Below are 23,181 nucleotides of genomic sequence, written 5' to 3'. Positions count from 1 at the left end.
CTTACTCCTCGATCGTGGCTGAGTCAGCTATGGGGGAACCGGACAGGACAACGAACCCTACCGCGTCGATACGGGCGGAAGGGTGCGCTATCGCCTTGTACAAGCGGGGCTCGAGCTCCGTCCAGCGCTGCAGCTCCTGCCGGTTGGCCGCCTCGCCCGGGGCAAGGTCGCACCTGAGGCGCAGCTGCTCGAGCGCCACGGTCAAGCGCGCTCGAGCCCGCTCGGTAGCCCCTTCGATCCGCTGGCGCAGCGCCGGTAGGGATCTCAACGCCGCTTCGACCGCCTCCCGTGTCCGGGTGCACACAACCTCCCAGGGGTGAGCCTCGGCGACATGGTCAAGCGCCCAGCGGCGCGCCGGCGAGAGGTTCCAGTCGACGCGGGGGCGCAGCCCGGGGTCGTAAGGCTGCTCCAGCCAAGCCAGCACCTCGCGGTCGTGGACCACCTCGCCGGACGAACTCACCCAGAAATTGAGCACCTCTGGGGGGAAAAAACTGTCGATCCAGCGCCGCAGGACGGCACGATCCAGGTCCATATCGCTGAACGGGTTGGGGTCGCCCTCGACGAGGTAGTCGAAACGGAAGTAGAGGCGGTGGTCATTCTCCGGCAAGGAGGGCACGAAGCGCCACCAGCCAAAGTTCTGTCCACGGTCGTCCCAGCGTACGTACTCCGCCAAGGCGTCGACGAAAGGATCGCCCAGGCGCAGCAGGTGGAGGTCGGGGTTCTTCGTGGCCGCCGCGCGGCTGAACGTCGTCCTGCGCTCGCTCAGCGCCTTGAACCGGTCCCGGATCCGCTGCCACGGCACCAGGGTAGGGCGCGTTTTGTCGCCCGGCTCAGGGGTGAACCTCGAAGCCCCCGCCTCGCGCCGTTCGTGGAATTGCAGCACGGCACATACCCAGTCGCGGGTGGGGCTTTCGATCGTCGCCTCAACCTCGTAGAGCCGATCCTCCCAGCCCTGCTCCTCCTCTGACTCCTCGACGCTGTCCAGCAGATCCTCGTAGGCGATACGGGACAGTTCTTCCTCCTTACCGGCTGCCCAGCGCTGCCCGAAACGCCGCAGCTCCCCTTCACCGCCCAAGGCCGCCCGCCGGCATTCCACCATCGTGTCCTCGAGGAAGAATTGCAGTGCCGCTATCGAGTCCTCGAACACCCCCAACCGGACCAGCACCTCCTGCCATGCGCCCACGAGGCCCTCCCGCTCGGGGTGCCCGATCAGCCAGCACTCCACGGCCCTCCCCCGGCCATAGCGGTCGAGGCGGCCGATGCGCTGCTCGAGGCGGTTAGGGTCGAGAGGGAGGTCGAAAAGCACGGCACGGTCGGCGAACTGCAAGTTCTTGCCCTCTTCGGCCGAGTGGTCGGCCACCAGCACCCTGCAGGCGGGGTCGTCGCGGAAGCGGCGCAGCTGCGCCGCCTGATCCTCAGGACGCACGGACAGGTACGCAGCAACCTGCGCCGGGCCGAGCGCCTCGGCCAGGGCTCGGGCCAAGGCAAGGGCCACCTCCGTGTCCTGGACGAAGACCACCGTCTTGGGCCCTGCCGTGCGGAGCCAGTCCACGAGGGCGGACTCCTTGGCCGGCGGGGCCGCCCGGGCCGCCCGCAGCACGGCCTGCAGGAAAGGCTCCTCACCGGGCAGGACACCGGGACCGTGGCCGCCGAGCCGCTCCTCCACGAAGCGCTGTAGGGTTACCGGATGGGACGCGGCAGCCTCCAGCATTCGCCCGGCTGCGAGCAAGTAAAGGTCATAGGACTCAGTCCCAGGCAGGTTTTGCGTGAGGTGGTCGAGCCAATCGGTCACGGCCTGCTCGACCAGGCGCTCCGCCTCACTGTAGGCTGGGATGGTGCCGGCCAAGCGACGGCCACGCACGAGGTGTTGCAGATGCGCCGAACGCCGACTCCGCAGCATGCGCCGGTGCACGCGGTGGGTCTCGCTCAAGTGGACACGGATGGCTCGCAGGATATCCCCCCTAGCCTCAGGCTCGTCCGGATGCTCCTGCAACACGCCTTGTAGCTGCGCTGTCAGGCGCTGAAGCCGCGTGTCCTGCGGAAAAAGGTGGTTGAGCTTCCGGGCCGTCTCCCCCAGGGTCTGCGGGTCCCAGGTGGCCTCGAGCTCGAAGAACAGAAGGCTAACCGCCTCGCGTTGAGCAAGCTTCCGCCTGAATCCCTCCAGATCCTCTAACGGGTAAGCGACAGGCTCCAGCAGGTGGAGCATGGCCAGGAAGGACTCCTCCCGGCGGCGGATCGGGGTGGCGGACAGCAACAACAGTCGGGGGGTCTGGTGTACCAGGGTCGCTAAGGTTCGGTACCTCTGCCGCTCCCCGACTTCCCCATAAGCCAAAGCAGCGAGGTGGTGGGCCTCGTCCACAACCAGCATTCCTAGTTCCCCCGGTTTTAACTCGGCAAGCCTCTCGTGCTGGAGGATTTTCACCTCGGCTCGGGGGAAGTCCTCGATGTGGAATTTCGCCTGTAGTTCTGCGCACCACTGATCCAGCAAGGTCTGTGGACAAAGCACCGCCACCTTACCCTCGGGATTATCGAGCAGGTACTGCCGGAGGATGATTCCGGCCTCCACGGTCTTTCCGAGCCCCACCTCGTCGGCCAACAGGTAACGCTGGAGGGGGTCCTGCAACACCCGCCGCACCACACGGATCTGGTGGTTGCGCAATTCGACCGCGGAGGAAAGCAAGCCCGCGAGGCCCTCCGAAGCCCTCCGCTGCTCGGTCAAGCAGCGCACGAAGGCGTGACGCCGCTGATAGACGTAGGGCGACTCGTAGCCGTGGCAGATCAGCACTTCCAAAGGATCCCCGATCGGCAAATCCCACCGAACGTAGAGATGTTGCTCAGGGACCTCCTCTCGTTGCCCATTAGGGAACTGGACATAGTAGCTGTTTGACCCTTCGGTAGGGATCCCTACTATTCGACCGACCCGCCAGCGCGAACGGTCGGCGCTCACGTAGCAGCGGTTCTGCGGCAGAATGGTTTGAGGGTGTAGGCTGTCGGCTCTCAGCCGCACCCGACGTTGTCGAGCAATCGACTCGAAGTACTCCACCTCGGCCCAACCATCCTCCAGCGCCAGGATTTTTCCAGGTCCCAAAGGCAAGTCTTCGGCAATCGCGAACCCGCCCAGACGGATGTGGAAGTCATAAATCATAGCAATGGCCCACCCCCAATAGCTGGAGAGCACCTCTTCAACGTGTGTTGTAATTCTATCCCAAGTTGCCACCTACAAAACGCTCGCCAGACGCTTACAGTTGTGGGCAAAGACGAACCCCCAGACCTTGAGGGCGAAGCCCCGGAGGGTGGAAGCGTGGATGCGTTTGGGGAACAGCTCAGTTAGGGCAGAGCCCACCGACTCGATGATCTTGCGGCCTAGGATCTAGGCTAGCGATGAACTGGCTGGGCTGATGGTAGCGCTTGGAGTTGTGCTTACGGATGGGGCGGAGCCCGATGCCTTGAGCTTGTAAGTCATCCTCGGCCTGGTAGTCGGTGTACCCGCGATCCACGTAGAGTTCACTGCCTTGGGGCAAGTCCAAAGGCATCAAGTACAGTCCCTCCACGTCAGCGGTAGCACCGGGGGAGAGTTCAACCTCACGGATAAACCGGACGGATAAACCGGTCGCTACTCGCCACCAGATGCAGCTTCACTTCAAGCCGTGGAAGTAGACCCGTTTACTCGCGGTGTAGCCGCGGTAGCAGAGGCCCTTAGCCAGATGGCAGCGCGTGGCGCGGATGTTCTCGCACACCGATACCGGCAAGGGCAGGGTGTCCAGGATGTAGTGCTCGATGCCACCCAGCCGCTGCCACAGGGTTTTGAACAGCGGCAGCAGCAGGGGGATGAGGGATGAGGTAGCTCAGCGCATGGAGCCTGCGGTTGAAGCGGCTGCGGGAGGGGACGAAGCTGAACAACCCCAGCTCCTGAGATCGTTGTAGAGCCTTGTTCTGCCGCCCCCCGTGTTCGAGCGCAGCCAGTATCCATAGCGTCATCGTCAGCACCACGCTGGCCGGGGTCTTGCTCTGGGGGTCATCGCGGTGTCCCAGAACCTTGAGCAAATCGTCTACAATGCAATAGGCCACTACGATTGTCCAGGTCATAGTGGCCTTACTTTTTGCCCTCCTGTGCTAAATGTCTAGGTGGCAACCTGCGTTAATTCTATAAGATCAGGGGGTGTTGCGTAGGTCAAGTAACGCAAGTTTGGCCAGGTGCAACACGAGTGCTCTCAACCTCCGGGAGATTTCCTCGGGAGACTCTTCAAGCAACGATACGCCGGGGAACAGGCGGGTTCTGCGCATCACGTCCCGCAGCATCTTGCGCTGGGAAGGATTCCCCTGGGTTAGCAGTTCCAGGTCTTCAAGAACATCGGCGACGGTGCTTACTATTGCCACGCGTTCCTGGCGGCTGCGGTGCACCTCGAGTGCTTGAGTCAAACCGAAGATTTCGTCGAAGATCCCCTTCATGCTGCCCCCCATACTTCCTTGAGCCGTCGAAAGCGGCGCTGCAGGTCACTCCAGATATCGACCTCCCATCGAGACTGGAGGTGATAGCGCAGGTCTCGTGTGATCGTTCGAGCCGCTCTTTCCCACTGCACTACCGGGTGATCCTCGAGCTTGCGAAGAGCATGTCGGACCAACCCTGGCATTAGGAAACCATTTTCTTGACAACGCTCTAAAGGCACAAATGTCACGGCCTCGGGAGAGGGAAAGGGGAGGTGCTCGAGCACCAAGTTGGCCTGGGCAGCAGCCCGCGCCAATGCCTGCCATAGCTCGCGTAAGCCCGAGTGCTCCGCCTGGAAGGTCTCTACCAGACGGGTTCGATAGCGAAGTAACTGCACGTCGGGCTGAGGGTCATAGGCCTTGAGCGCCCGCAAATGCTCCACGACCGGTCGCAGCAGTTCGTGGAGACTAAGACCAGTGTGTTGCTGACGATAGGGGCTCTTGCTGACAGTACGCAGATCGATCCCCGAGAGCCTGTCCCAGATGTCTCTCAAGGGCGCATAGGCCAGGTGAGCCCGCAGCAGGTCGGAATCCACGAAGTTGTCGCGGGTATGGAACACGCTCATCCATAAAGCCCGGTAGCCGGCAAACTGCTCCAAAACCTCCCCGTTGGTCCGACTGAGGACTTGCGTCTTCTCTTGAGGGGCACCGGCCATCCACACGGGGCCATGCGAAGGGGCCGTGTAATCCACAAGGCGACGGGGTTCGCTCAACTCCTTCTCCCCCCAGCCGTGGGCGAGATGGAGCGCCAACGACCACATCCCGAGAACTGCCTGTTCGTAAGGCACTCCCAGCAGATTCGCTAAGTGCGCCCTCAGGCCCTCCTGGAACTCGAGAGCCAGACTTTGGGCGCGCTCATACGTGGCCGCAGGGTCGGCGAAGGCCTCGAGGGCGGTGAATTGGCTATAGGCAAAATTGAGGAACTCCTCCCACTGCTCCCTCGGCAACGAGGTCCGCCGAAGCCACAACAAGGGGGTCCCGCTTGGGGGAGGGACGTCCCCGCTCCCTTCAAGCAGCATAGGCACCTCTCCGCCTCCCCGCGTGTACATTAAGGGAGCGGCAGAGAGGCAGGCGCTGGCCGGATGTAGCAGGGCTCGGGGGGTGAAGTGCGCCTCCAGGAAACGGGAGATGCCCCGCTTAAGCGCCTGGCGGCGAGGGAACACCTCGCCAGACAGCCACATCTGGAGTTGCCGCAAGGCTTCCTCCCACTCGGGTGTGCGGTCGGAAGGTTGGATCACCCTAAGGACTTGCCCCGGCGGGTAGGGGTAAGCCTCCGCCTCCAGAGGGCCTGCATATCCGAATTCACCTAGCACCTCCGGGGCCACAGCCACCCGTTCACCCGAACGCTCACCGTACCAGAACAACAGGCCGATCTCAGCCTCGCTGAGGCCACCGGTACGGAAGGTGACGCTGGGCGGACGGAGGTAGGTGCGGTTGCGGGTCAAACTGAGGAAAGGCGGATCAGCGTCGGCCAGCACCGGTCGGATCACGCCGTCCAGGAGTGCCCTAGGGGTCTGGCGGGGGTTCCCCGACTCCACCAGGTTGGCCCAGATCTTCTCCAATGCCGCAGGAGTGAAGGGGTACACCCCTGCGAAAACGTGCGAGCGGCGGCCCGGGAAGAGCCCTCTCAGGTAACCCCTCGCCAAAGCCACGAGTTCTCCAGGGCTGCCGAGGAAGTAGCTTCCCCCGGCCTCGTCGCTCAGCAACAGTCGGGCTTCTAGGCGGTCCCGCACGTACGCCATCTCCCCGGGGTCCTCCGGTCGCGAGAGGTGGTGGGCCTCGAAGCCCGTGGTGACCCCGATGACCGCGTCCAGTCCGGGCATAGACAGGTCGAACAAGAAGTCCAGCAGATCCTCCCGCAGGAAGCCTAAGGTGGTCACGTCCTCCAAAAGCAGCACCGGCCGACGCCCCTGCTGTGCGGAATACTCGACGATTTGCTTTAGCAGAGGCTCGAGCGATTGTACGCCAAGGGCCTGACGGGAGGCATTGACCAGGCGGCGCGCGATCTGATCCGCTGCGGCGTGGGGCGGGAGGAGAGAACGCAGGGTCTGCTCATCGTGAGGGCGGCGCAGGGCCTCGGCAAGGCCTGGCAGCAATTCGATCACCTGCTGGCCATACTCCTGTAAATGCGGTTCACCCTCGCGCACGAGTCCCAGGCGGAGATGCGTCTGGAGGTACTGCACGAGCAGATCCGGTGGAATATCCAAGGCGCCCATCTGTGGTGGATCGGGGAGAAAACGCAACAGCCGGTAGTAAAGGCTCGTAAGGTTGCCCTGGCTGCGCGCGAGGTGAACCGGGGGGTGGGTGGGTGGAAGGGTGTATTCCAACCACTGGCAAAGCTCACTCTTACCGCTGCCCGCTTCACCGCACAGCAAGAAGATACGGTTCGGTGTACCTGGCCTCCCCTCGACAACCCACTCCAGCAACTGGGCTTCCCCGATAAACTCTCCAGGAAAGCCCCGACGGCTCTGCGTAATGTGAATTCTGCCAATAGGCAAGTGCGTGTACTCGAAGAGCTTCCGGTCCTTCTGCCGAGATTCGGGTGTGAAGCGTGAGCTCAACTTCTGCGCGGGCAAAGGCTTCCACATACCCGCCTCCTATGCGAGAGCGACATGGCTAACCCGGCGTCCTGCGACGAATAAGCTCCCCGGGGCGTCGGAGCGGTACGAAAGCCGTACCTTCCCTTCGCGCTCGAGGCGGAGAAGGGCCCGTTCGAGCCCCGGATGAAGGGTGCGACGGCGGGTGAAGCAGGCGAAATACTCCTGCTCCACGAGCGCCAAGGCAGTCTGGATTGGTGTGGGGCCTGGGGGCAGAGCACTGAGCAGCAGAGCTGAATGTGGGCTCAGGGCGACGCGTTCTGGCACGTGGCGCACCACCAGCCCGATGGCCTCATAAATTGCCGCCCAGAAATTAACCTTGGTCGTGTTCCAGGCAAAAAGGCCGACCTTGCTTTGCTCCATACGCTCGACGATCTCTGGGATGCTGGTGTACAACACTCCGTCTAGGGTGAGCAGGTCATGGACCGTCGCCACGGCCCGTTGCTTGGGGTCCGACAGTGCCCGCATCGCGCGGAGGAGTGTGAGGGTGAAAGGCAAATCAGGGATATGGGTTGCCCAGTACCGGCGGTCGCTCCAGCTGCGGGCTCCGTTGTCCTGTATCAGCCCTGCTCCCTGCAGGAATCCCAAGACCTCCTTGAGCAAGGGGTAGCCTTGCTCCAAAGTTGTGAGAGGGAGAGGTGAGAATCGCTCTGCCAGGTTGCCAAAACAAACCCCGGGCTGCATGCTGACGTGACGAAATACCTGCTCTAGCTCGAAAGCCCGTACCGGGATCCGTCCAATGAGTAAGGCCTCTCCCACACCTGTCTCCCTTCTACTTGCGCCTTCAGGTGCAAGTAATTGTGGATGCTGCGGTACCACGTCCCCTCGACCCCAGGTGTCGAGAGAAGTTCAGGGTCGGTGGAACACACTGGGCAGGGGCAAGGCAATGGGCTGGCCAGAGGTTCGTAAAGACTCGTCCTCTGACGGGCGTCCGCGCGGTTGAGCAGGGCGTTATCCAGGCGGTAGCGGCGGAAGGGATGGCTGTAGATCAAGCTGCCGTGTACCGCGAAGAGTGCGGGGGCGGCTGAGTCACAGGAGGCGAAACCGCACTGCGACATCAAGGGAAGTAGGGTCGCGCCTGAGAGCCCCAAGGCGTGCAACTCGGCGTCCTGCCCCGCCTCGCCTGCGGCCTCGAGGAGCCTGAGCAGTTTAGGGCGGTGTTGGAAGTTCAGGCGGCTCAAGCCGCCGACAGCGATCCGTGAATAACCCAGTTCCCGTAGATACCGGATCACGGCATACATCTCCTCCGGGTTGTCGCCATGAGCTACCGCTACCCTTTCTACCTTCCCCGGCAGAGGGTAGCTAAGGAATTTCTCGGCATTAACTAGCGTGGCCTCTAAGGCCTGTGCTGGGCTGATGCCCTGCCGGGGCAGAACGTCGCAGTGCATCACCCCGACGCGGCTGGCTTCAGGCAAAGCACCAAGGATGCGCATCTGCTGTTCCACGGCTTCTTCTTGAGAGAGGGCTCGGCGGCGGCGGTTGTGGTGGTACGCCCCGCTATCGATGAGTACTTCAGCGGGCCGTCCCCAGGTGAAGCGGAAGAACGGCGAAATGCAGGTCGGGCTGATCATCACCGCACACGCGGGGTCCGTGTTGACATACGGAGGGTCCACGTCGGTGAAAGCCACAAAGTATCGCATGCTGAGTACCAGGCTCGAGGTTATCCAGACAACTCCTGCCTTAGCCGACATGCGATACATAGACGTTTGCAGCAGTCGGCTGGTGAAGTTCCAAACAGAGGTGGCATGGCTAAATCTGAGGGGTACTCTATCCTCTATGATCGGCGCTACACTAGCCCTTACCAAGGCAAGGATAAGAGCAGCGATTCGGCCTTACCTTTTTAATCATACCACATAAATCTAGTAATGCCGCATTTCAACCAAATCCACGTTAGGCAAAACGACCCAAGAATTGTAGCCCCCCAAGGTATCGTGCTCGAGGATCTGCCATGACGACGTCTATAACCGAGATGGAACAACAGCTTATCAAGGCTCTATGTGAAAAACCATTCCTTTCCCTGTATGAAGACGAGGCCAAGGAGTTCATAGGAGACCTGAGCGGGCTCATGTTGCGGAAGGTGGTCGCCGAGTCCTCCGTTCTGGAGTACCACACCGCCTCCAGCAAAAACGGCCGGACCTTCCGCGTGGTACGGCTCAAGTGTACCCCCGAGGCCCTGGCCCACCTCGTTGGGGTGAAGTTGCACCAGTTGCGGCGGGCATACAGCGAACGTGGCCACCTCCAGAAAGCGCTCGAAGAGGGCGTCCGACTCGGTTTGTTCCACCTCGCTGATGGAAAGCTCCAGAGCGGCCCTGCCCCGGAGGATGCTCCTGAAAGCCTGTTCGAGACGGAGATGGCCGGGGTCAAAACCGTGGGCAAGGCACCCCCGCTTCCTCCCGCCCCCCTGGTTCCCCTCACCCCAGAGGACTTCCGCGTCCTGGGCCTGCTGGAGGACATCGAGCAGGACCGGATCAACTTTGGCCTGTACGAGACCTACACGCCTTACGCTGAGTTGCAAGCCCTCGCCCGTGCCCATGGCATCGGCGAGGTGGCGCTGCGTAGTGCGCTGGAGAAGCTCGAGCAGCACCGGTGGCTTTTGCAGCTAAAAAAGGGGGTGTATCGATCCCGCATCAGCGAGATCGTGCGCCTGCTGAAGCACGTCAAACAGCGCTTCAGCGCGAACGATAGCCACAAGCGCCCCTACCTCATCCAATCGGTGCGAGTGCGCTTCCAAGACCGCGAGCGCCTCAAGCGGGACGTGCCTGCCGAGGCGGCTTTCGAGCGTGTGGCGGGGATGAACCAGGGCATCTCCTACCTGGCCGACGCCATCCCCATCGTGCGGGAAGGGTTCAGCCGGGCCGTGGGGAAGCCTTCGGGCGACATCTTCCTCACGGGGGTGCAGAAGCGGGCACTGGAGAGCATCAGCAAGGCCTACCTCGAGCAGCACGGAAGCACGTACGTGATCACCGGCAATACCGGCTCGGGCAAGACCGAGGCCATGCTGTTGCCGCTGCTGGTCGGTATCCTGCGCGAGAAGCTGGACCGCGACCCCCCTGGCGGCTGCCGGGTGATGCTGGTGTACCCGCGCCAGGCCCTGGCGAAGAACCAGTTGCAGCGCGTGGCGCGATACCTCGCGGCCATCAACCAGGAGCAGGCCGCCAGGCCTTACGTGCAACCCCGGCCGCTGTCGCTGGGCATCGTCTTCGGCGACACCCCGCTGGACGACGCCGAACTGAAGGGGTACATACCGGGTACCACCCGCTCCTGGAAAACCCGAGACGGCGGACACGTGCTTCCGTACTTCAAGTCGGAGGACGGCCAGGACGTTGTACTGCAGGACCTCAACCGCGGGCGTGGTACCTTGGTCTCGCCGGATGGGTGGCGACTGGAGGGATTTAAGGCGACCCGTGAGGCCATCCGCTCTGACCCGCCCGACATCCTGGTGATCACCACCGAGATGCTGCACCGCTGGCTGCTCGACCCCGACTACCTTCCGGTCTTCGGCCTTCCTGTCGACGCCGATGGAAGCCCGAAGACTGTGCCGCCTCGTGCGCTCGTGTTCGACGAAATCCATCTTTATGACGGGATCCATGGCGCCCAGATCGGCATGTTGCTCCGCCGCCTGCGCAACCGGCTGTATCAGGCCATGCAGACAGAACGGGAGCACCGCTCGGGCAGTGGGTGGAAGTACCCCCTGCTCATCGGCATGAGCGCCACCATCGGCGACCCTGGCGCGTTCTGGCGGGAGTTGGCCGGGGCACCCCAGGTGAGTGAGATCGTGCCGGAGGGGCACGAGCTCGAAACTGCTCAGGGCCGGGAGTACTTCCTGTTCATCCGGCCGGAAACCTTCTCGCGGGGAACCGCGGTGGGCGACGCTTCAGCAGCCATCCAAACCATCATGACCATCGCCCATAACATGGTCCGCCGGGGGCCAGCGGGCGATGAGCCGGCGAAATTCCGCTCATTGGTCTTCCAGGACTCCGTCGGGAAGGTGAAAAAACTGGCCTTGGAGTTCACCGACGCGGAGAGCAACCGCTTCCTCTCCGGCCTCCGCCTCGAGCCGCCCTCGGAAGCCCCCCTACAGAGCAAAGCCTTCCAGGACGGGGAGTATTGGTACTTCGACGCCGAAGACCCCTTCCAATACTCCGCTGGGCGGCGCAGGCCTGGCACACGGCCCAGCAGCCTCACGTCCAAGCCGGTGCCCGTGTTCAGCGGCAGTGGTCCCAACGTGGCTGACCTCCTCGAGCAGGACGTCATCTTCGCTACCACCTCCTTAGAGGTGGGCTACGACGACAGCACCATACAGTTCGTGCTGCAGCACCACGCGCCCGGCAACCCCGCCTCCTTCGTGCAGAAGAAGGGACGGGCCGGCCGCTCGCTCAACGACCGCCCGATCGTGGCGGTCACACTCTCACGTCACTCCTTCCGGGATTCCTTCTACTACCAGAACCCCCACCTCCTCTACGACCCCTCCGACTACCGGCCCCCGCTCAACGTGGACAACTACTACGTCCAGCGCTTCCAGGCGGTGGCGGCCATCCTCGACGAGCTCACCCGGCTGACCGGCAGGAATTGGCTGCGCGTGAGCGCCAAGGGCCTCCAGGCGCACTTGCACGAACTGCGCTCCGTGCTCGAGCGCCACGCCCGCCCGATCTCGAGGATGTACACCTCCGGCCACATCGTCGGGGAGGCGTTCCGCCGGGTATACGGGGACTGGGGAAAGGTGTGGGAGTGGTTTGAACACTGCCTCAGCGACCCCGAGGTCGAGCAGGCCGCCACGCAGGGGGCGAATCTCTTCGAGATCGTGCCCGAGATCCCCAACAACCTCTTCAGCACCCTCAACCTGCCTACTGTGCGCGTCATGTACCCCAACGGTCGCGCCGAAAAGGGCGAGGACGACTGGCAGAGCGCCGAAGAGGACATCGCCTTAGCTCTCCGCGAGTTGGCGCCGGGCAAGGTGAGCCGCCGCTACGGCCGACCGTTCACCTTGTTGTGGCGGGCTCCCTCCTCTAAAAGCCTGGGCAAAGATCGGGTCGCACTCGAACGCTACAAGAGCGAAGATCGCCCCAGGCCGGGGCCGTTCAACCCCGCGCTCATCCAACCGCTGTCCCATTTCGTAGACGACCAGGAGCGCTGGAAGTCCTACCTTCCGCTGCAGTTGAAGTGGCTGTACGACTTGGAATTGCCTACCCGCTTCTACCGGGTACGCTACCTCGAGATGTGGACTTTCGGCTCTGTCAATCCCAATGACCCGAAGCGTCCACAGAACGACTGGCACTGGTACGGCAAATACCAGCCGGATGGCAGCGTTCGGTTGATCTTTCGTACGGATCCTGCGAAGCTCCCCGAGGGCTACCGCCATGTCTCCCCCGACAGTGACAGCTACCCCCTGAGTTTCTCGCTGGTGCGCCACCAGGGCCCAGCCCAGCAGCCCCTACGCCTGCCGCCCTACTTCCCGGGACTCTTCGACACCGTCGAACCCTACTACGGAGAAGTTAACGCGACGCGGTCGTACCTGGAAGCCTGGGACGTGTACTACGGTGCAGAGGCCACGATCAAGTTGATGCGTAAGATCCCCAACGACCCACACGCCCGCACGGGGTACAACCTGATCCGCTACGCCAGCGAGCACGACCGCAAACCCCTGTTGTACGGCTATGACCTCACCACCGAGGGCGTGCGGGCGCCCTACAACCCAGACGTGCTGGAACGGACCGCCCGGGTCCTTTTTGAAGAGTTGCAGGCCGACGGGCAGCAGAAGCGCCACCTACAGGACCAGTTCCTCCGGTTCATCCTCAAGCACGAGACTTGGCCCATAGGAGGCGTGGAGAACCCTATCAACCGCTTTGACCAGCGCAAGGCGGCCGACCTCATCTCCACGCTGCGCGCAGAAACTGCGGCCACTCTCGGGACCTGGGAGTTCCTCGAGCAACTGTGCTCTCCCAAAGGCAGGGAACGGTTACTCGAGATCGCCCGGCGCTACTACCCCGACAGCCGCACCCTCAACAAAGACTTCCTCGGTCGCCTCGAGCAAACGCTTGACTCGCGCAAGGTACACGACTTCCTGCACCGCGCCTTCCGCAGGGTGCGTAACGGGCAAGAGGTCCTGGCTTTCCTCAAGGACACCCTCCTGCACTCCCTTGAGCACGCCCTGAGGAAGCTGTTTATCACCGAGGGCAGCACCCGGGACGAGGAGACTGGCAGCCACCTGAGGCTCAAGATCCACTACGGTGAGGTCGACCCTCACAGTGCTTTCTACCTCTACGAGCGCAACCAGGACGGCAGCGGCGCCACACGGCTGTTCGCCGACGCTCTTACCCGGCGAACGGTGGCACAGAGGCTGCGGCGCTGGTGGCAGGAAAGCCTCAGTTGCGCTGTAGGGGACGAGGAGGCCTTCCTGCGCTCAGCCTTGCGGCGGCACCGGGAGGCTTTGTCAGGCTTCACGGCGCGCTTCTTCAGTACCGATATAGCCGAACGCCCCAGCCCCAAGGAGTTCCTCCTCGAGCTCTACGGGGACTTCCTGGCAGAGGACTCACCCCTGCTCGGGCGCCTGGGCGGGCTCCTCACCGCCGAGTTGAACGTCTTCGACGAGTCGCTGCGGCGGCTGGACTTGCAACTCGAGCTGGAGAATCTGGAAAGTGAGTTAGCCGCCCGCTTCCAGCGCCCGCCCACCCCGCAGGAACTGGCCGGCTTTGCGTACACCCGCCTGAGCGATAAGGCCCAGGCCCAGTCAAGCCCTTACCCCAACCTGCGCAAGCTGCTGGAGATCTACCAGCGCCACGCGGCCGAGATGGTGGACGCGGCGGAGGATGAGGACGGCGAGTTGGTGCCGTGGCTGGACCGTTTTCTTGTCCAGATCGAGCACCTCAGCCTGAGCACCTGCGTTGATGCCTGCCCCGCCTGCCTGGCTGCTTCCTGCGACCACGGCCACATCGAGGTCAATCGTCACAGCCTCTCGCGGCGCTACCTACGGATGGCCCATCGCATCCTGACCCGCCCCCAGAGCTATGCCGAGACCGCACTGCCCGAGGCCGACGAGATCCGAGCGCGGGCGCGCCGGGCTGGGGGCTATGTCTACATCGACACCCCACGCCGCCTGGGCGACGAGGCCGCCCGCAAGCTCCGGGCAGCCGGGCTTACCTACGTCGCGGACGTGCTGGACTACGACAAGCTCATCCTGCGCTACGTGTTCTACCTCGAGGGAGCATGAAATTCATCGTCAACGCCGCCAACCATAAGGTCATCCACAGTTTCACCCGCGTTTTGGCCGAAGCCGTGGATATCCATGAGCCTAACGACGTCTACCTCATCAGCCCCTGGCTCAAGGACGTGCGCCTGCCCGTGGGGGAGGTGGTCTTCTCCACCCGAATGCTCCGGCAGGAGATGCGCCTGCTCGAACTGCTCGAGCACCTGCTGAAGGTTCACCGCCTGTGGGTAGTGGTCAAGCCCCCCCACGAACTATTCGCCCTCGACGAACTCGCGCCCCTGCGGGAGCGGCTCGACCTTCTGGAGCATGCCCAGGCCGAGCAGGGCCACATCCGCCAGGCTATCTTTGACGCGGTGATCCGCCACCTGCGCCTTCAGGTGCAGGCGGCAGTCGATGGGCTCATGGTGCACGTCGAGACCATTACCCTGGCACGGAAGCTCAGCGAGATGGGGGCCCGGGTGCTCTTCCTGCCACAGTTGCACGCCAAGCTGCTGTGGACCCCGCGGGCCACCCTGTTCGGCAGCGCCAACTTCACCAATGGCGGGCTCACGTACAACGAGGAGCTCGCGGCGGAACTCGACAGCGCCGCCGTGCCCCTCAAGCTCGTCCAAGGGTTCGTCGAGCGCGCCACCCCCATCGAGCAATATCGCCTGTCGAGCGCGTTGCGTCGGGCCGGCGTGGACAGCAACACCTTGGCGGATCTGGGGATGCGCCGGGAGGTATCCTTCCACCCTCAGCTCCAACAGACCCTGGAGTACTTGGCACAGATGCGGTGATGGCATGATCAGGCTTCGTGTCGCTCATCGATTCCAGCAGGACCTCCAGAGCCTGGCCGCGCGCTCGGTGCGCACACAGATCCTGGACACCTTGCGAAAACTGCTCGAGAACCCGCACCAGCCGGGCCTCCAGGTCCGCCGCACGCACGAGAACCTCAACGTCTGGTACTGCCGGGTTAACCAGGACTGGCGGATGCTCTTCGAGTGGGAAGACAACAAGCCCGTACCCCTGCGGGTGGTGAGCCATAAGGTCTTCGACCACCTCACCGCTCCCCAGCTCGGGGAGCGCAAACTCTTCGAACTGGCCCTGTTCGAGGAGGAGGGGGAGCCGGATGATCAAGTCTTCACACCACCAGCGGCCTGGAGCACCCCCACGGCAGCAGCGGACTACCCCTTCAGGGCTTTCACCCGGCACCAATTGCGCCTGCTGGGGGTGCCATCTGGCCTAGCCAAGGCGCTCCAAAATGCCCCTTCGCTGGAAGACGCGCTGGAGATGCCAGGTCTGCCCCCCACGGTCCGGCTCACCCTCGAGGCGCTGGCCACCGACCCCCGCGAGCCCCTGGCCGATCCCTTTCGCGTGTTCAAGCAGGCCACCTTGGACGAGCTCGAGGCTCTCAGCCAGGGGAAAATTCGCGACCTGCTACTCCACCTCGCACCCGAGCAGGAGGCTTTCGTACAGCGGGACTTCTCCGGGCCTCTGTTGCTGCGCGGCGTCGCGGGCAGTGGGAAAACCACCGTCGGGATTTACCGGGCCATCCGGTTGGCCCGCCGCGGCGAACGGGTGCTGTTCATCACCCACAACCCCATCCTCCAACAGGCCACTCGCAGCCTCATCGAAGCGGTAGCGGGCGGGTTGCTGCCGAATCTCGAGGTTATGAACTTCCGCGAGTGGGCGCGGCAAGTGCTGGGGCTGCTCGACGACTTGCCGAAGCTCGGCCCCGCCGAGCAGAGCTCGGCGGCACTCGCTGCGGCGCTGGAGGAGGTACGTCGCCAACTGTCGGCACCCGTGCTTGATCGCGAACAAGATTTCTTCGCCCAGGAGATCTTCTGGGTGATCAAGGGCTTCGGCCTGCGCACCCTGGAAGAGTACCTTGAGGCACCCCGCTACGGCCGGAAACAAGCGCTCACCCGGCTCTCGCGCACGGCGGTCTGGCGGGTGTACGAAGCTTACCAGCGCCGCCTGCGCGTGGCGGGCACCATGGATGCCGGCGACCTCGGCCTGGGTATGCTTGAGCTCCTGGCGAATCACCCTGGCTTGGTCTGCTACGACCACGCCATCATCGACGAGGCCCAGGACATGACCCCCGTAGAACTGCAGGTGCTCAGACAGACCGTTCCCACAGGCAGTGTGCTGATTCTGGGGGACGCCGCCCAGAGCATCCACTCGCGCGGGTTTACCTGGAAACAGGTGGGCTGGGACTTACGGGGCCGTAGTCACGCGATGCGGCTGAATTACCGCAACACCCGTGAGGTGGTCACAACCGCGGCCGACCTGGCCGCGAGGAACGTTCACCTCAAGGAGATGCAGGAACTGATCCCCGTCGAGTCGGTGAAGCGCGCGGGGCCCCGCCCGGTCGTCGTGCTGACGCAATCCTCCCAGGCCGCGGTGCGGTTCGTCATCGAGCAGATCACCGTCTACCGGGAGCAGAACCAAATCCGCCTCCGCGACGTTGCCGTGATCGCCCCCGAGGCAGCGGTGGCCCGCGAATACGCCTATGCGTTGGAGAGTAAGGGCATCCCCGCGGAGACCTGGCTCAGTGCCGAGGATGCGGTCAACCTCCTGGAGGAAACGGTCAAGGTCACCACGATCCCTTTGGCCAAAGGCCTGGAGTTTCCGGTGGTGTTTCTGGTAGGGCTCAGCAGGGGGAGCCTGGCCGACAGCAGGCCGAGGTTAGAGGACGAGGAAGCACTGATCGCACTCGAGCGCGAGCGGATGAAGCTTTATGTGGGCCTTACCCGCAGTGGTGAGATCCTATACGTCGTGGTCAGCCACCTCGAGATGTCGCCGTTGGTCGGCGAACTCAATCACGTCGACGTGATAACGGGTAGTGTTGCCTAGTAAGTGATCAAAAACGGGGCTCCCAAAAGCCCCGTCTCCTAGCCGGATGCTTTGGGAGGACGCACGGTTACACGGGTGTTGTGACGAAAGGCTCAGTAGCCCTCCAGCGCCAGCCCCTGCGCGCGCAGGGTGTTGCGTACCCAGTAGACCAGGGGGATCAGCACCGTGCTCACCAGCATCTTGATGATAACCTGCCCCAGCATCAGGTTCAGCAGCGGAGCCCCCGTCCCGGCGAAGGCCAGGCTGATGAAGATCACCGTGTCCAGCGTGGTCGAGACCAGGTTGGAGGTCAGGACCCGGCCCGCGATGGAGCGCTTCAGGCGCTCGAAGATCAGGGCGTCGAGCCAGGTGGAAATGCCATAGGCCGTCAGGGAGGCCACCACCACGCGGAAGGTGGTGCCGAAGACCTGGGCGTAAGCACTCTCGTTGAACCAGACGGGCTTGGGCAGCACGGTGACCAGCAGCCCGTACAGGGCCAGCAGGGCGTTGGCGGCCAGGCCGGCCCACACCAGCGCCTTGGCGACCCTCCAGCCGCCCACCGTGTGCACCGCGTCACGCAGGGTGAAGGTGAGGGAGTAGAGGAAAATCGCGCCGGGGAAGACCCAAGCGCCCATCTGCACCAGCCGGCCGGCTGTAGCGTTGGATACGAGCTCAGCCGCGACGTAGACGGCAACCAAGATCACCAGAAGGTTCTCTTTACGCATGGGTAGCCTCCATGAGTTCGATTTTCCCATCCTTTTCGCCCTCTGCCAATAGCTCCCTGAAGCGTCTGTAAAAGACGTAAGTGTTGTGAAATCCCCTTCTACGGTTGCGGTTGTTGCCCCGGAAAATCACCGTTTCGATCCCCAGATCCTGGCAGATCGGGCAATCACAGTGCTTCCAGGGCCGCTCCTCCAGAAGTTCACGGTAGAGTACCGCGTGACGCCTCAACCGCCGCGCTTGGTCTTCTGTGTCGACTCCCCCCTCACGCGGCAGCCCCAGGAAGCGGTCGTAGTCGAGAACGGCGGCGAGGGTGTCTTCGACGGATAGATGACCCCTGTCGAAATCCCTGAGCGCCTGCAAGGCAGCAGCCTCCAGCCGCTGCAGGGTGGACAGATCAGCAATGCCGGCCTCTACAATCCGGCGGACTCGTATGCCCCCTTCACCCGACGGTGGCACCCGGATCGCGGCGTAAGTCTTGCCGGAGAGTGTGTGGTAGTTGGCTTTCGAGTCCAGCCAAGCCCTGCGTAAGGGCGATGCGCTGTCGAAACTGGTTACGCCCAGGTGGCGGAAAGCCGGAATGGCATTGATGCGGGCAACCCCGAAGAGATGCAAGCGTGTGTGCGCCTTCAGGTGCGGGTATACGGCCTTCAAGACTTCGAGAATTTCTCGGCTTGTCGATCGCGCCAGACCTCCCAAGGCGATGTAGCTGTACCCAATCTCGATCGCCACCTTGGCCATCGCGGCGTAGCTCTCGGGATCCCAGCCTTGAACGGCACCGATGGGGATAAAGGCATACCCACCTCGCCGGTGCGCGGTGATGAAGGCCTCCAAGTTGCGCCAGGTGATGTCGTAGCGCTTTTCCCGCACCCCAGGCTGCGCCCAGGGTCCTACGATCAGGTGGTCAATGCTCACGCCGTAGTCGAAGCCGAGCCTGTGGTAGTACTCCAGGATCTCCGCGGTGGTGTAAGGCGGCTCTTCTTCCTTGATGTAACCGAAAGCCCCGCAGTCGCCCATCACGGGCCTGTTGGTGGGAAAACGGATGAAGCGGTGGACCCCCACTGCTTCGACAAGAGCGCGCTTGGCCTTGCTGGCGTCCACTTTAACCTTAGATAGCAGTACCCCGTCGTAGTTAGGGGTGTCATAAATCTCGTGTGCGTATACGTCGTGCAGGTAGGGCTTACGGTTGTGGGTGGCGGTATCGCTGAGGAAGTCGTAGCCCGGATCCACCCGGTCGTCCCACTCCGGGATGTAGTACTGCATTCCGAGATGGAAATTGGGCGCCCGCGGCAGATCCGGTATGGGCAGGTAGGTCTCGTCCTCCCTGTCCTCTTCTTCCTCGACTGGGGAGGCCTCGTCCTTTTGGGTCGAGATCTTTTTGGGCTTCGGTAAAACCTGAGGTATCTCGAGCAAGGCCTCCTGTGCAACCGTCGGTTGGGCACCCTCGAGCGCCCGGGTGAAGACCTCTGGTTGGCGCCAGACCGCCTCGAGCAAGGTCGGATCCCTCAGCACCTGCTCGGCGAATTTCTTGAGCAAGAACCCCTTGAGCCCGACCAGCCCGTAGCGGTAGCGCCTGGCCTCAGGGTTGGAGAGGGGCAAGGTGTGGACCTTGGCTTGGCCTACCTTGATCAGCTTGGCGGTGCTGGTCGAGGTGAGAAACACGAAGGTTTGATCCGGCCGGGTGGGCACGGGGAGCTCAAGGGCCCTGAGGTAGTTCTCCCCCAGCAGCACGAAGATGAGGTCGTACCCCTTAACCAGGCGGGCGAAGCCGGAGCGAATGTTCAGGTGGCGGGCCCAGTCGAGTAGTTCAGCCCCCTTGAGGGTGTTGAAGGTGACCTCGTAGGGGACAATTGGGCGGTCTTCAGGGATGAGCCCGTAGCCCGCTGACAAGATCCAAAAATCCGCCGGGCAGACCTGGCGCAGCAGCCTTATCCCTTCCACGGCCCGCAGGTGCTGCGCACCTGTGTAGAGCTCGGCAGCCGGGCGGGAGAAGGCCGAGAGCTCAGCTTCACGCCGGGCTAAGTGCCTGGGGTCGCGGAAGTCCTCGAGGGTGAGTTGGTTGGCTGGTTTGGCGCTTTTTTCCCCGGTGCAGGAACTGATGACAAGAATGCGGGGGTAAGACATCGCACCATAGTCTATCGGGGCTGGTCAGCGTGTCAAATGCGCTAGACCCCAGACTCGATTGTTATTCAGGGTTGAGGCTTGATAGAGGGATGAACCTACGCGAGGCTTTGGCTTCGGTGAAAGACCGCCGCTACCAGAACCGGCGCTATCCGCTGTGGGGGGCGGTGGCATTAGTGCTGGTAGCCTTTCTGTGCCAGGTGGACTCCCTGCGGGGTGTGGCCCGCTTCGCCCAGATCAACCCCTCCCTTCCTGGGCCTGCGCAAAGCCCTAGGACGCAGCTCAATCGCCTAACTCATCTGCCGTTTGGACCCGCAAGCACTGGGTTCAGCCCTGCAAAAGGTCTTCCCCGAGCTCTCCCTTTCCTCTGTTACCCCTACCCTGGTGGTGGATGGGAAAGCCTTACAGGGGAGCAAGAACAAGAAGGGGGAGGGCCCGGCGGTGCACGTGGGGGAGGTGTGGTGTGAAGGAGCCCAGCGTAGCCTGGCTCAGGCCAGGGTGGAGGGAAGAGAGGATGAGACCTTGGTGGGGCTTTTGGAGCACCTAGAGCTAAAGGAGCTATCGGGCGGGCTCTTGGTGGGGGATGCTGGTTTTCTCTACCCTCAGGTGGCCCAGCCATCCAGTCGTCCGGGCAAAGGGGGGAGTACCAGCTAAGCCTGAAGGCCAACCGGACTGAAGCCTTGGAGGCGGTGGGGTGGTTGTCGGTTGTTCGCCTACATGGACAAGCATCCCCTGCTGGGGAAGATGGAGGCGGAGTGGATAGAGGTGCAGGATGGGGAGGTGTGGAGCTATCGGGTCTCGGCCTCCCCGTACCTACCGCAGTGGCAGGACGTCCCTTTCGCCCAGCAGGCGGTGCGCCTGGAACGCTGGGTGTGGGACAAGCGCGCTAAGGAGGAGCGCTACAGCGTGCACTACGCCCTGACCAGCCTTGGACCCGAACAGGCCAAGGCTAGGCACCTGGGCGAACTCCTGCGCCGGCGGTGGGGGGGTGGAGAATCGGCGTTTCTAGCTGCGGGACGTGCTCTTGCGTGAGGACCACGCCCAAGCCCGCGGCGCCCTAGTCTTCAACCTCTGTGCCCTGCGGGCTTTTGTGGTGAGCTACCTCAACTACCACGAGGTGCAGGCTAAAAGAGCTGCCCTGGAGGCTCTCTCCTTCAACCCTTTCGCCGCTTTGCGGTCCCTGGAGTTGCATGCAGGTGGTGTATAGCGGTCAGGTCTGGCTAGATCCCTAACAACTCGCGCCCCCTGCGACTGACTAGGTCGGGCCGTCCAGCCGCTACCAGGGCCTTGTCGCGGATGCGGCAGGAGTCACACACCCCACAAGGCTCCTCTCCCCCCTGGTAGCAGCTCCAGGTCTCGAGGATAGGCACGCCCAAGCGCAAGGCCCGGCGAATGATGTCCACTTTCGAGTCCATCACCAGGGGTGCAGCTAGCCTGGGAGCCCGGCCCTCGAGCCCCGCCTTGGAGGAAAGCGCGGCGAGGCGCTGGTAGGCCTCTAGGTACTCGGGGCGGCAGTCAGGATAACCGGAATAGTCCACGGCGTTGATCCCCAGGTAGATCGCCTCAGCCCCTCGAGCCTCCGCCAGCGAGAGGGCGATGGCGATGAACACGGTGTTCCGGCCGGGCACGTAGGTGACCGGGATCTCGCCGGGCTTAACCCCCTCCGTCGGCACCGCGACGGAGGGATCGGTCAGGGCACTCCCGCCCCACTGCGAGAGGTTCACGTCCACGACGAAGTGCTCGGTGATCCCCAGGGCCTGGGCCACCCGGCGAGCCGCCTCCAGCTCGCGCTCGTGCCGCTGGCCGTAGCGGAAGGAGACGGCGATGACGTTGTAGCCGTCCGCCTTGGCCTGGGCAGCGGAGGTGGCGGAGTCGAGCCCGCCGGAGAGCAACACGATGGCTTTCTTCATCCTTCCTCCTTCGCCGACTCTTGTTCCTGCGCCAACTTGCGCAGGTACTCCAGCACCCGCGAGGTCTGCTCGCCGTACACGGCGATCACGGCCAGGCTCGGCTTGTCCTTGCGATCCGTCACTGCGTAGATCGCCCCGTGCTTGCGCGCCAGCGCGAGTAACTCCGCCACGGTCATCAGCGAACCTCCAGGAACTTGTGTGTCTGCAAGCTGATGCGCCAGTCGGGGTTGCGGAGTACGTACTGGAAAATCAGTTCGCGGCTCTTGGGGGTGGACCATTCCGGCTGCAGTGAGCGCACCGCGGTAGGCGAGATCCGCCGGGCGTGCTCCTCAGCCCAGGCCAGGTCGCTGTGGTTGACGACCACCACCTTGAGCTCGTTTACGTGGGGATAGACCGAAGGGTGGGGCGCTTTGAACTTCTTCGGTGAGAGGGTAACCCAGTCGAAGTTCCCCGAGTAGGGGTGGGCCCCCGAAGTTTCCAGATGGGCGCGCAGACCCGCCGAGCGGAGCCCCCAGGTAAGGGGGTTCAGGTCGTGCATGAGGGGCTCACCCCCCGTGACCACCACGATGGCAGGCTTAACAGAGGCCGCCTCTGTCACCAGTTCTTCGACGGTCCTGGTCGGGTGCTTGCCGGCGTCCCACGACTCCTTGGTATCGCAGAACCAGCAGCCCACGTCGCAGCCGCCCAAGCGGATGAAGAAGGCATTGACCCCGGCGTAGTATCCCTCCCCCTGTACGGAGTGAAAGGTCTCCACCACCGGGTAGCTGTGGTTGCTGTGGTTCGGGTTAATCATCTTCGTACTCCACCCAACTCGTCGGGGTTTCCCAAACTGTAACCTTGAGCTTTACCCCATCCGGGACTCGACGCTTGGTCTCGTCATGAATGTATTGGGCGATGAGTTCGGCGGTGGTGTGGTAGCCCTCGGGCAGGATGTCGTTGAGCAGGGCGTGGTCCAAGCCACCTTGGGTGACATCCTTCTTGGCCCACTTGAGCGTCTTGAAGTCCGCTACCATGCTCGGGTGGGGCGTGTGCTCGGAGGGGTAGAGCCGATCCGCGGTGGCCTCCACCAGCACCCGGTAGGTATGCCCGTGGATGCGGCCACAGGGGCCGTCGTAGTCCTGGATGTAGTGGGCGCTGTCAAAGGTAAACTCAGTGGATAGCTTCCATCTGGGCATCGCCGCTCCTAACTTGGCCTATTGTATGGCATGGACGGGTTCACGGTTAATGTGCGAATGCCCCCTTCATCTAGCGGTTCAAAGCTCTGCAACAGGGAGAAAATTTCCGAGGTCGATTAAGGCGTCTTCTGATAACCAAGACTTGGGGGCTTATC

Annotated in this window: 15 protein-coding genes and 1 pseudogene; 4 read left to right on the top strand and 12 right to left on the bottom strand. The window is 63.1% G+C overall.

All coding sequences use genetic code 11. The features are described 5' to 3' along the window. Position 1 precedes the first annotated feature (1 nt). The 6 genes and pseudogenes from dpdE to MEICH_RS0101430 all read right to left on the bottom strand — a co-directional run bounded on the left by dpdE (position 2) and on the right by MEICH_RS0101430 (position 8,710). Positions 2–3,145: a protein DpdE gene (gene dpdE, locus MEICH_RS0101450; protein ID WP_157202554.1), complete on the bottom strand. Its 3,144-nt coding sequence runs from the start codon at positions 3,143–3,145 to the stop codon at positions 2–4. A 72-nt stretch (positions 3,146–3,217) separates the two neighbouring features. Next, positions 3,218–4,086: pseudogene (locus tag MEICH_RS30615) on the bottom strand (transposase family protein). Positions 4,087–4,152: 66 nt separating this feature from the next. Further along, positions 4,153–4,449: a hypothetical protein gene (locus MEICH_RS0101445; RefSeq protein ID WP_157202553.1), complete on the bottom strand. Its 297-nt coding sequence runs from the start codon at positions 4,447–4,449 to the stop codon at positions 4,153–4,155. Further along, positions 4,446–7,073, bottom strand: a complete 2,628-nt coding sequence (locus tag MEICH_RS0101440) for an ATP-binding protein (RefSeq protein WP_027891149.1) — start codon at positions 7,071–7,073, stop codon at positions 4,446–4,448. The genes MEICH_RS0101445 and MEICH_RS0101440 overlap by 4 nt, the downstream gene beginning before the upstream one ends. 9 nt (positions 7,074–7,082) lie before the next feature. Beyond that, a complete protein-coding gene (locus MEICH_RS0101435; RefSeq protein ID WP_157202552.1) occupies positions 7,083–7,670 on the bottom strand; it encodes a hypothetical protein in 588 nt (195 codons plus the stop codon). Between the two features lie 119 nt (positions 7,671–7,789). Next, complete coding sequence (locus MEICH_RS0101430) at positions 7,790–8,710, bottom strand: tRNA guanosine transglycosylase family protein (RefSeq protein WP_157202551.1); 921 nt, start codon at positions 8,708–8,710, stop codon at positions 7,790–7,792. A gap of 437 nt (positions 8,711–9,147) precedes the next feature. Between MEICH_RS0101430 and MEICH_RS0101425 the strand changes: the two genes are divergently transcribed. Genes MEICH_RS0101425 through MEICH_RS0101415 form a run of 3 tightly spaced genes read left to right on the top strand, consistent with a single transcriptional unit; the run spans position 9,148 to position 17,121 of the window. Beyond that, complete coding sequence (locus MEICH_RS0101425; RefSeq protein ID WP_218916376.1) at positions 9,148–14,289, top strand: DEAD/DEAH box helicase; 5,142 nt, start codon at positions 9,148–9,150, stop codon at positions 14,287–14,289. Continuing rightward, complete coding sequence (locus MEICH_RS28325; protein WP_027891145.1) at positions 14,286–15,062, top strand: phospholipase D-like domain-containing protein; 777 nt, start codon at positions 14,286–14,288, stop codon at positions 15,060–15,062. Before MEICH_RS0101425 ends, MEICH_RS28325 begins: the two co-directional genes overlap by 4 nt. 4 nt (positions 15,063–15,066) lie before the next feature. Further along, the gene (locus tag MEICH_RS0101415; RefSeq protein WP_027891144.1) at positions 15,067–17,121 is read left to right on the top strand and encodes a 3'-5' exonuclease; all 2,055 of its coding nucleotides are present in this window, start codon (positions 15,067–15,069) and stop codon (positions 17,119–17,121) included. A gap of 92 nt (positions 17,122–17,213) precedes the next feature. On the opposite strand, the gene MEICH_RS0101410 is transcribed toward MEICH_RS0101415, so the two are convergent. Further along, positions 17,214–17,825, bottom strand: a complete 612-nt coding sequence (locus MEICH_RS0101410; RefSeq protein ID WP_027891143.1) for a queuosine precursor transporter — start codon at positions 17,823–17,825, stop codon at positions 17,214–17,216. Further along, complete coding sequence (dpdA, locus tag MEICH_RS22980; RefSeq protein ID WP_051303824.1) at positions 17,818–19,944, bottom strand: tRNA-guanine transglycosylase DpdA; 2,127 nt, start codon at positions 19,942–19,944, stop codon at positions 17,818–17,820. The genes MEICH_RS0101410 and dpdA overlap by 8 nt, the downstream gene beginning before the upstream one ends. 714 nt (positions 19,945–20,658) lie before the next feature. Here dpdA and MEICH_RS29945 point away from each other — a divergent pair. After that, positions 20,659–20,973 (top strand): DDE transposase family protein, encoded by a 315-nt coding sequence (locus MEICH_RS29945; RefSeq protein ID WP_245587596.1) that lies wholly within the window; start codon positions 20,659–20,661, stop codon positions 20,971–20,973. 188 nt (positions 20,974–21,161) lie between these two features. Here the strand turns inward: MEICH_RS29945 and queC are convergent, their stop codons facing one another. Genes queC through MEICH_RS0101375 form a run of 4 tightly spaced genes read right to left on the bottom strand, consistent with a single transcriptional unit; the run spans position 21,162 to position 23,026 of the window. Continuing rightward, complete coding sequence (gene queC / locus MEICH_RS0101390) at positions 21,162–21,851, bottom strand: 7-cyano-7-deazaguanine synthase QueC (RefSeq protein WP_027891142.1); 690 nt, start codon at positions 21,849–21,851, stop codon at positions 21,162–21,164. After that, a complete protein-coding gene (locus MEICH_RS0101385) occupies positions 21,848–22,027 on the bottom strand; it encodes a hypothetical protein (protein ID WP_027891141.1) in 180 nt (59 codons plus the stop codon). Before MEICH_RS0101385 ends, queC begins: the two co-directional genes overlap by 4 nt. Beyond that, positions 22,027–22,644, bottom strand: a complete 618-nt coding sequence (locus MEICH_RS0101380; RefSeq protein ID WP_027891140.1) for a 7-carboxy-7-deazaguanine synthase QueE — start codon at positions 22,642–22,644, stop codon at positions 22,027–22,029. The genes MEICH_RS0101385 and MEICH_RS0101380 overlap by 1 nt, the downstream gene beginning before the upstream one ends. After that, complete coding sequence (locus MEICH_RS0101375; RefSeq protein ID WP_027891139.1) at positions 22,637–23,026, bottom strand: 6-pyruvoyl trahydropterin synthase family protein; 390 nt, start codon at positions 23,024–23,026, stop codon at positions 22,637–22,639. The genes MEICH_RS0101380 and MEICH_RS0101375 overlap by 8 nt, the downstream gene beginning before the upstream one ends. Positions 23,027–23,181 lie beyond the last annotated feature (155 nt).

Source organism: Calidithermus chliarophilus DSM 9957, from assembly GCF_000430045.1.
GTDB lineage: Bacteria > Deinococcota > Deinococci > Deinococcales > Thermaceae > Calidithermus > Calidithermus chliarophilus.
Note: the sequence above shows the minus strand (reverse complement) of the source record. Positions and strands in the feature narration are given on the sequence as shown.

Excerpts from the sequence above, each read along its gene's own strand:
- dpdE (WP_157202554.1), bottom strand. The coding sequence starts at position 3,145 with ATGATTTATGACTTCCACATCCGTCTGGGCGGGTTCGCGATTGCCGAA.
- MEICH_RS0101445 (WP_157202553.1), bottom strand. The coding sequence starts at position 4,449 with ATGAAGGGGATCTTCGACGAAATCTTCGGTTTGACTCAAGCACTCGAG.
- MEICH_RS0101440 (WP_027891149.1), bottom strand. The coding sequence starts at position 7,073 with ATGTGGAAGCCTTTGCCCGCGCAGAAGTTGAGCTCACGCTTCACACCC.
- MEICH_RS0101425 (WP_218916376.1), top strand. The coding sequence starts at position 9,148 with ATGTTGCGGAAGGTGGTCGCCGAGTCCTCCGTTCTGGAGTACCACACC.
- MEICH_RS28325 (WP_027891145.1), top strand. The coding sequence starts at position 14,286 with ATGAAATTCATCGTCAACGCCGCCAACCATAAGGTCATCCACAGTTTC.
- MEICH_RS0101415 (WP_027891144.1), top strand. The coding sequence starts at position 15,067 with ATGATCAGGCTTCGTGTCGCTCATCGATTCCAGCAGGACCTCCAGAGC.
- MEICH_RS0101410 (WP_027891143.1), bottom strand. The coding sequence starts at position 17,825 with ATGCGTAAAGAGAACCTTCTGGTGATCTTGGTTGCCGTCTACGTCGCG.
- dpdA (WP_051303824.1), bottom strand. The coding sequence starts at position 19,944 with ATGTCTTACCCCCGCATTCTTGTCATCAGTTCCTGCACCGGGGAAAAA.
- MEICH_RS29945 (WP_245587596.1), top strand. The coding sequence starts at position 20,659 with ATGGACAAGCATCCCCTGCTGGGGAAGATGGAGGCGGAGTGGATAGAG.
- queC (WP_027891142.1), bottom strand. The coding sequence starts at position 21,851 with ATGAAGAAAGCCATCGTGTTGCTCTCCGGCGGGCTCGACTCCGCCACC.
- MEICH_RS0101385 (WP_027891141.1), bottom strand. The coding sequence starts at position 22,027 with ATGACCGTGGCGGAGTTACTCGCGCTGGCGCGCAAGCACGGGGCGATC.
- MEICH_RS0101380 (WP_027891140.1), bottom strand. The coding sequence starts at position 22,644 with ATGATTAACCCGAACCACAGCAACCACAGCTACCCGGTGGTGGAGACC.
- MEICH_RS0101375 (WP_027891139.1), bottom strand. The coding sequence starts at position 23,026 with ATGCCCAGATGGAAGCTATCCACTGAGTTTACCTTTGACAGCGCCCAC.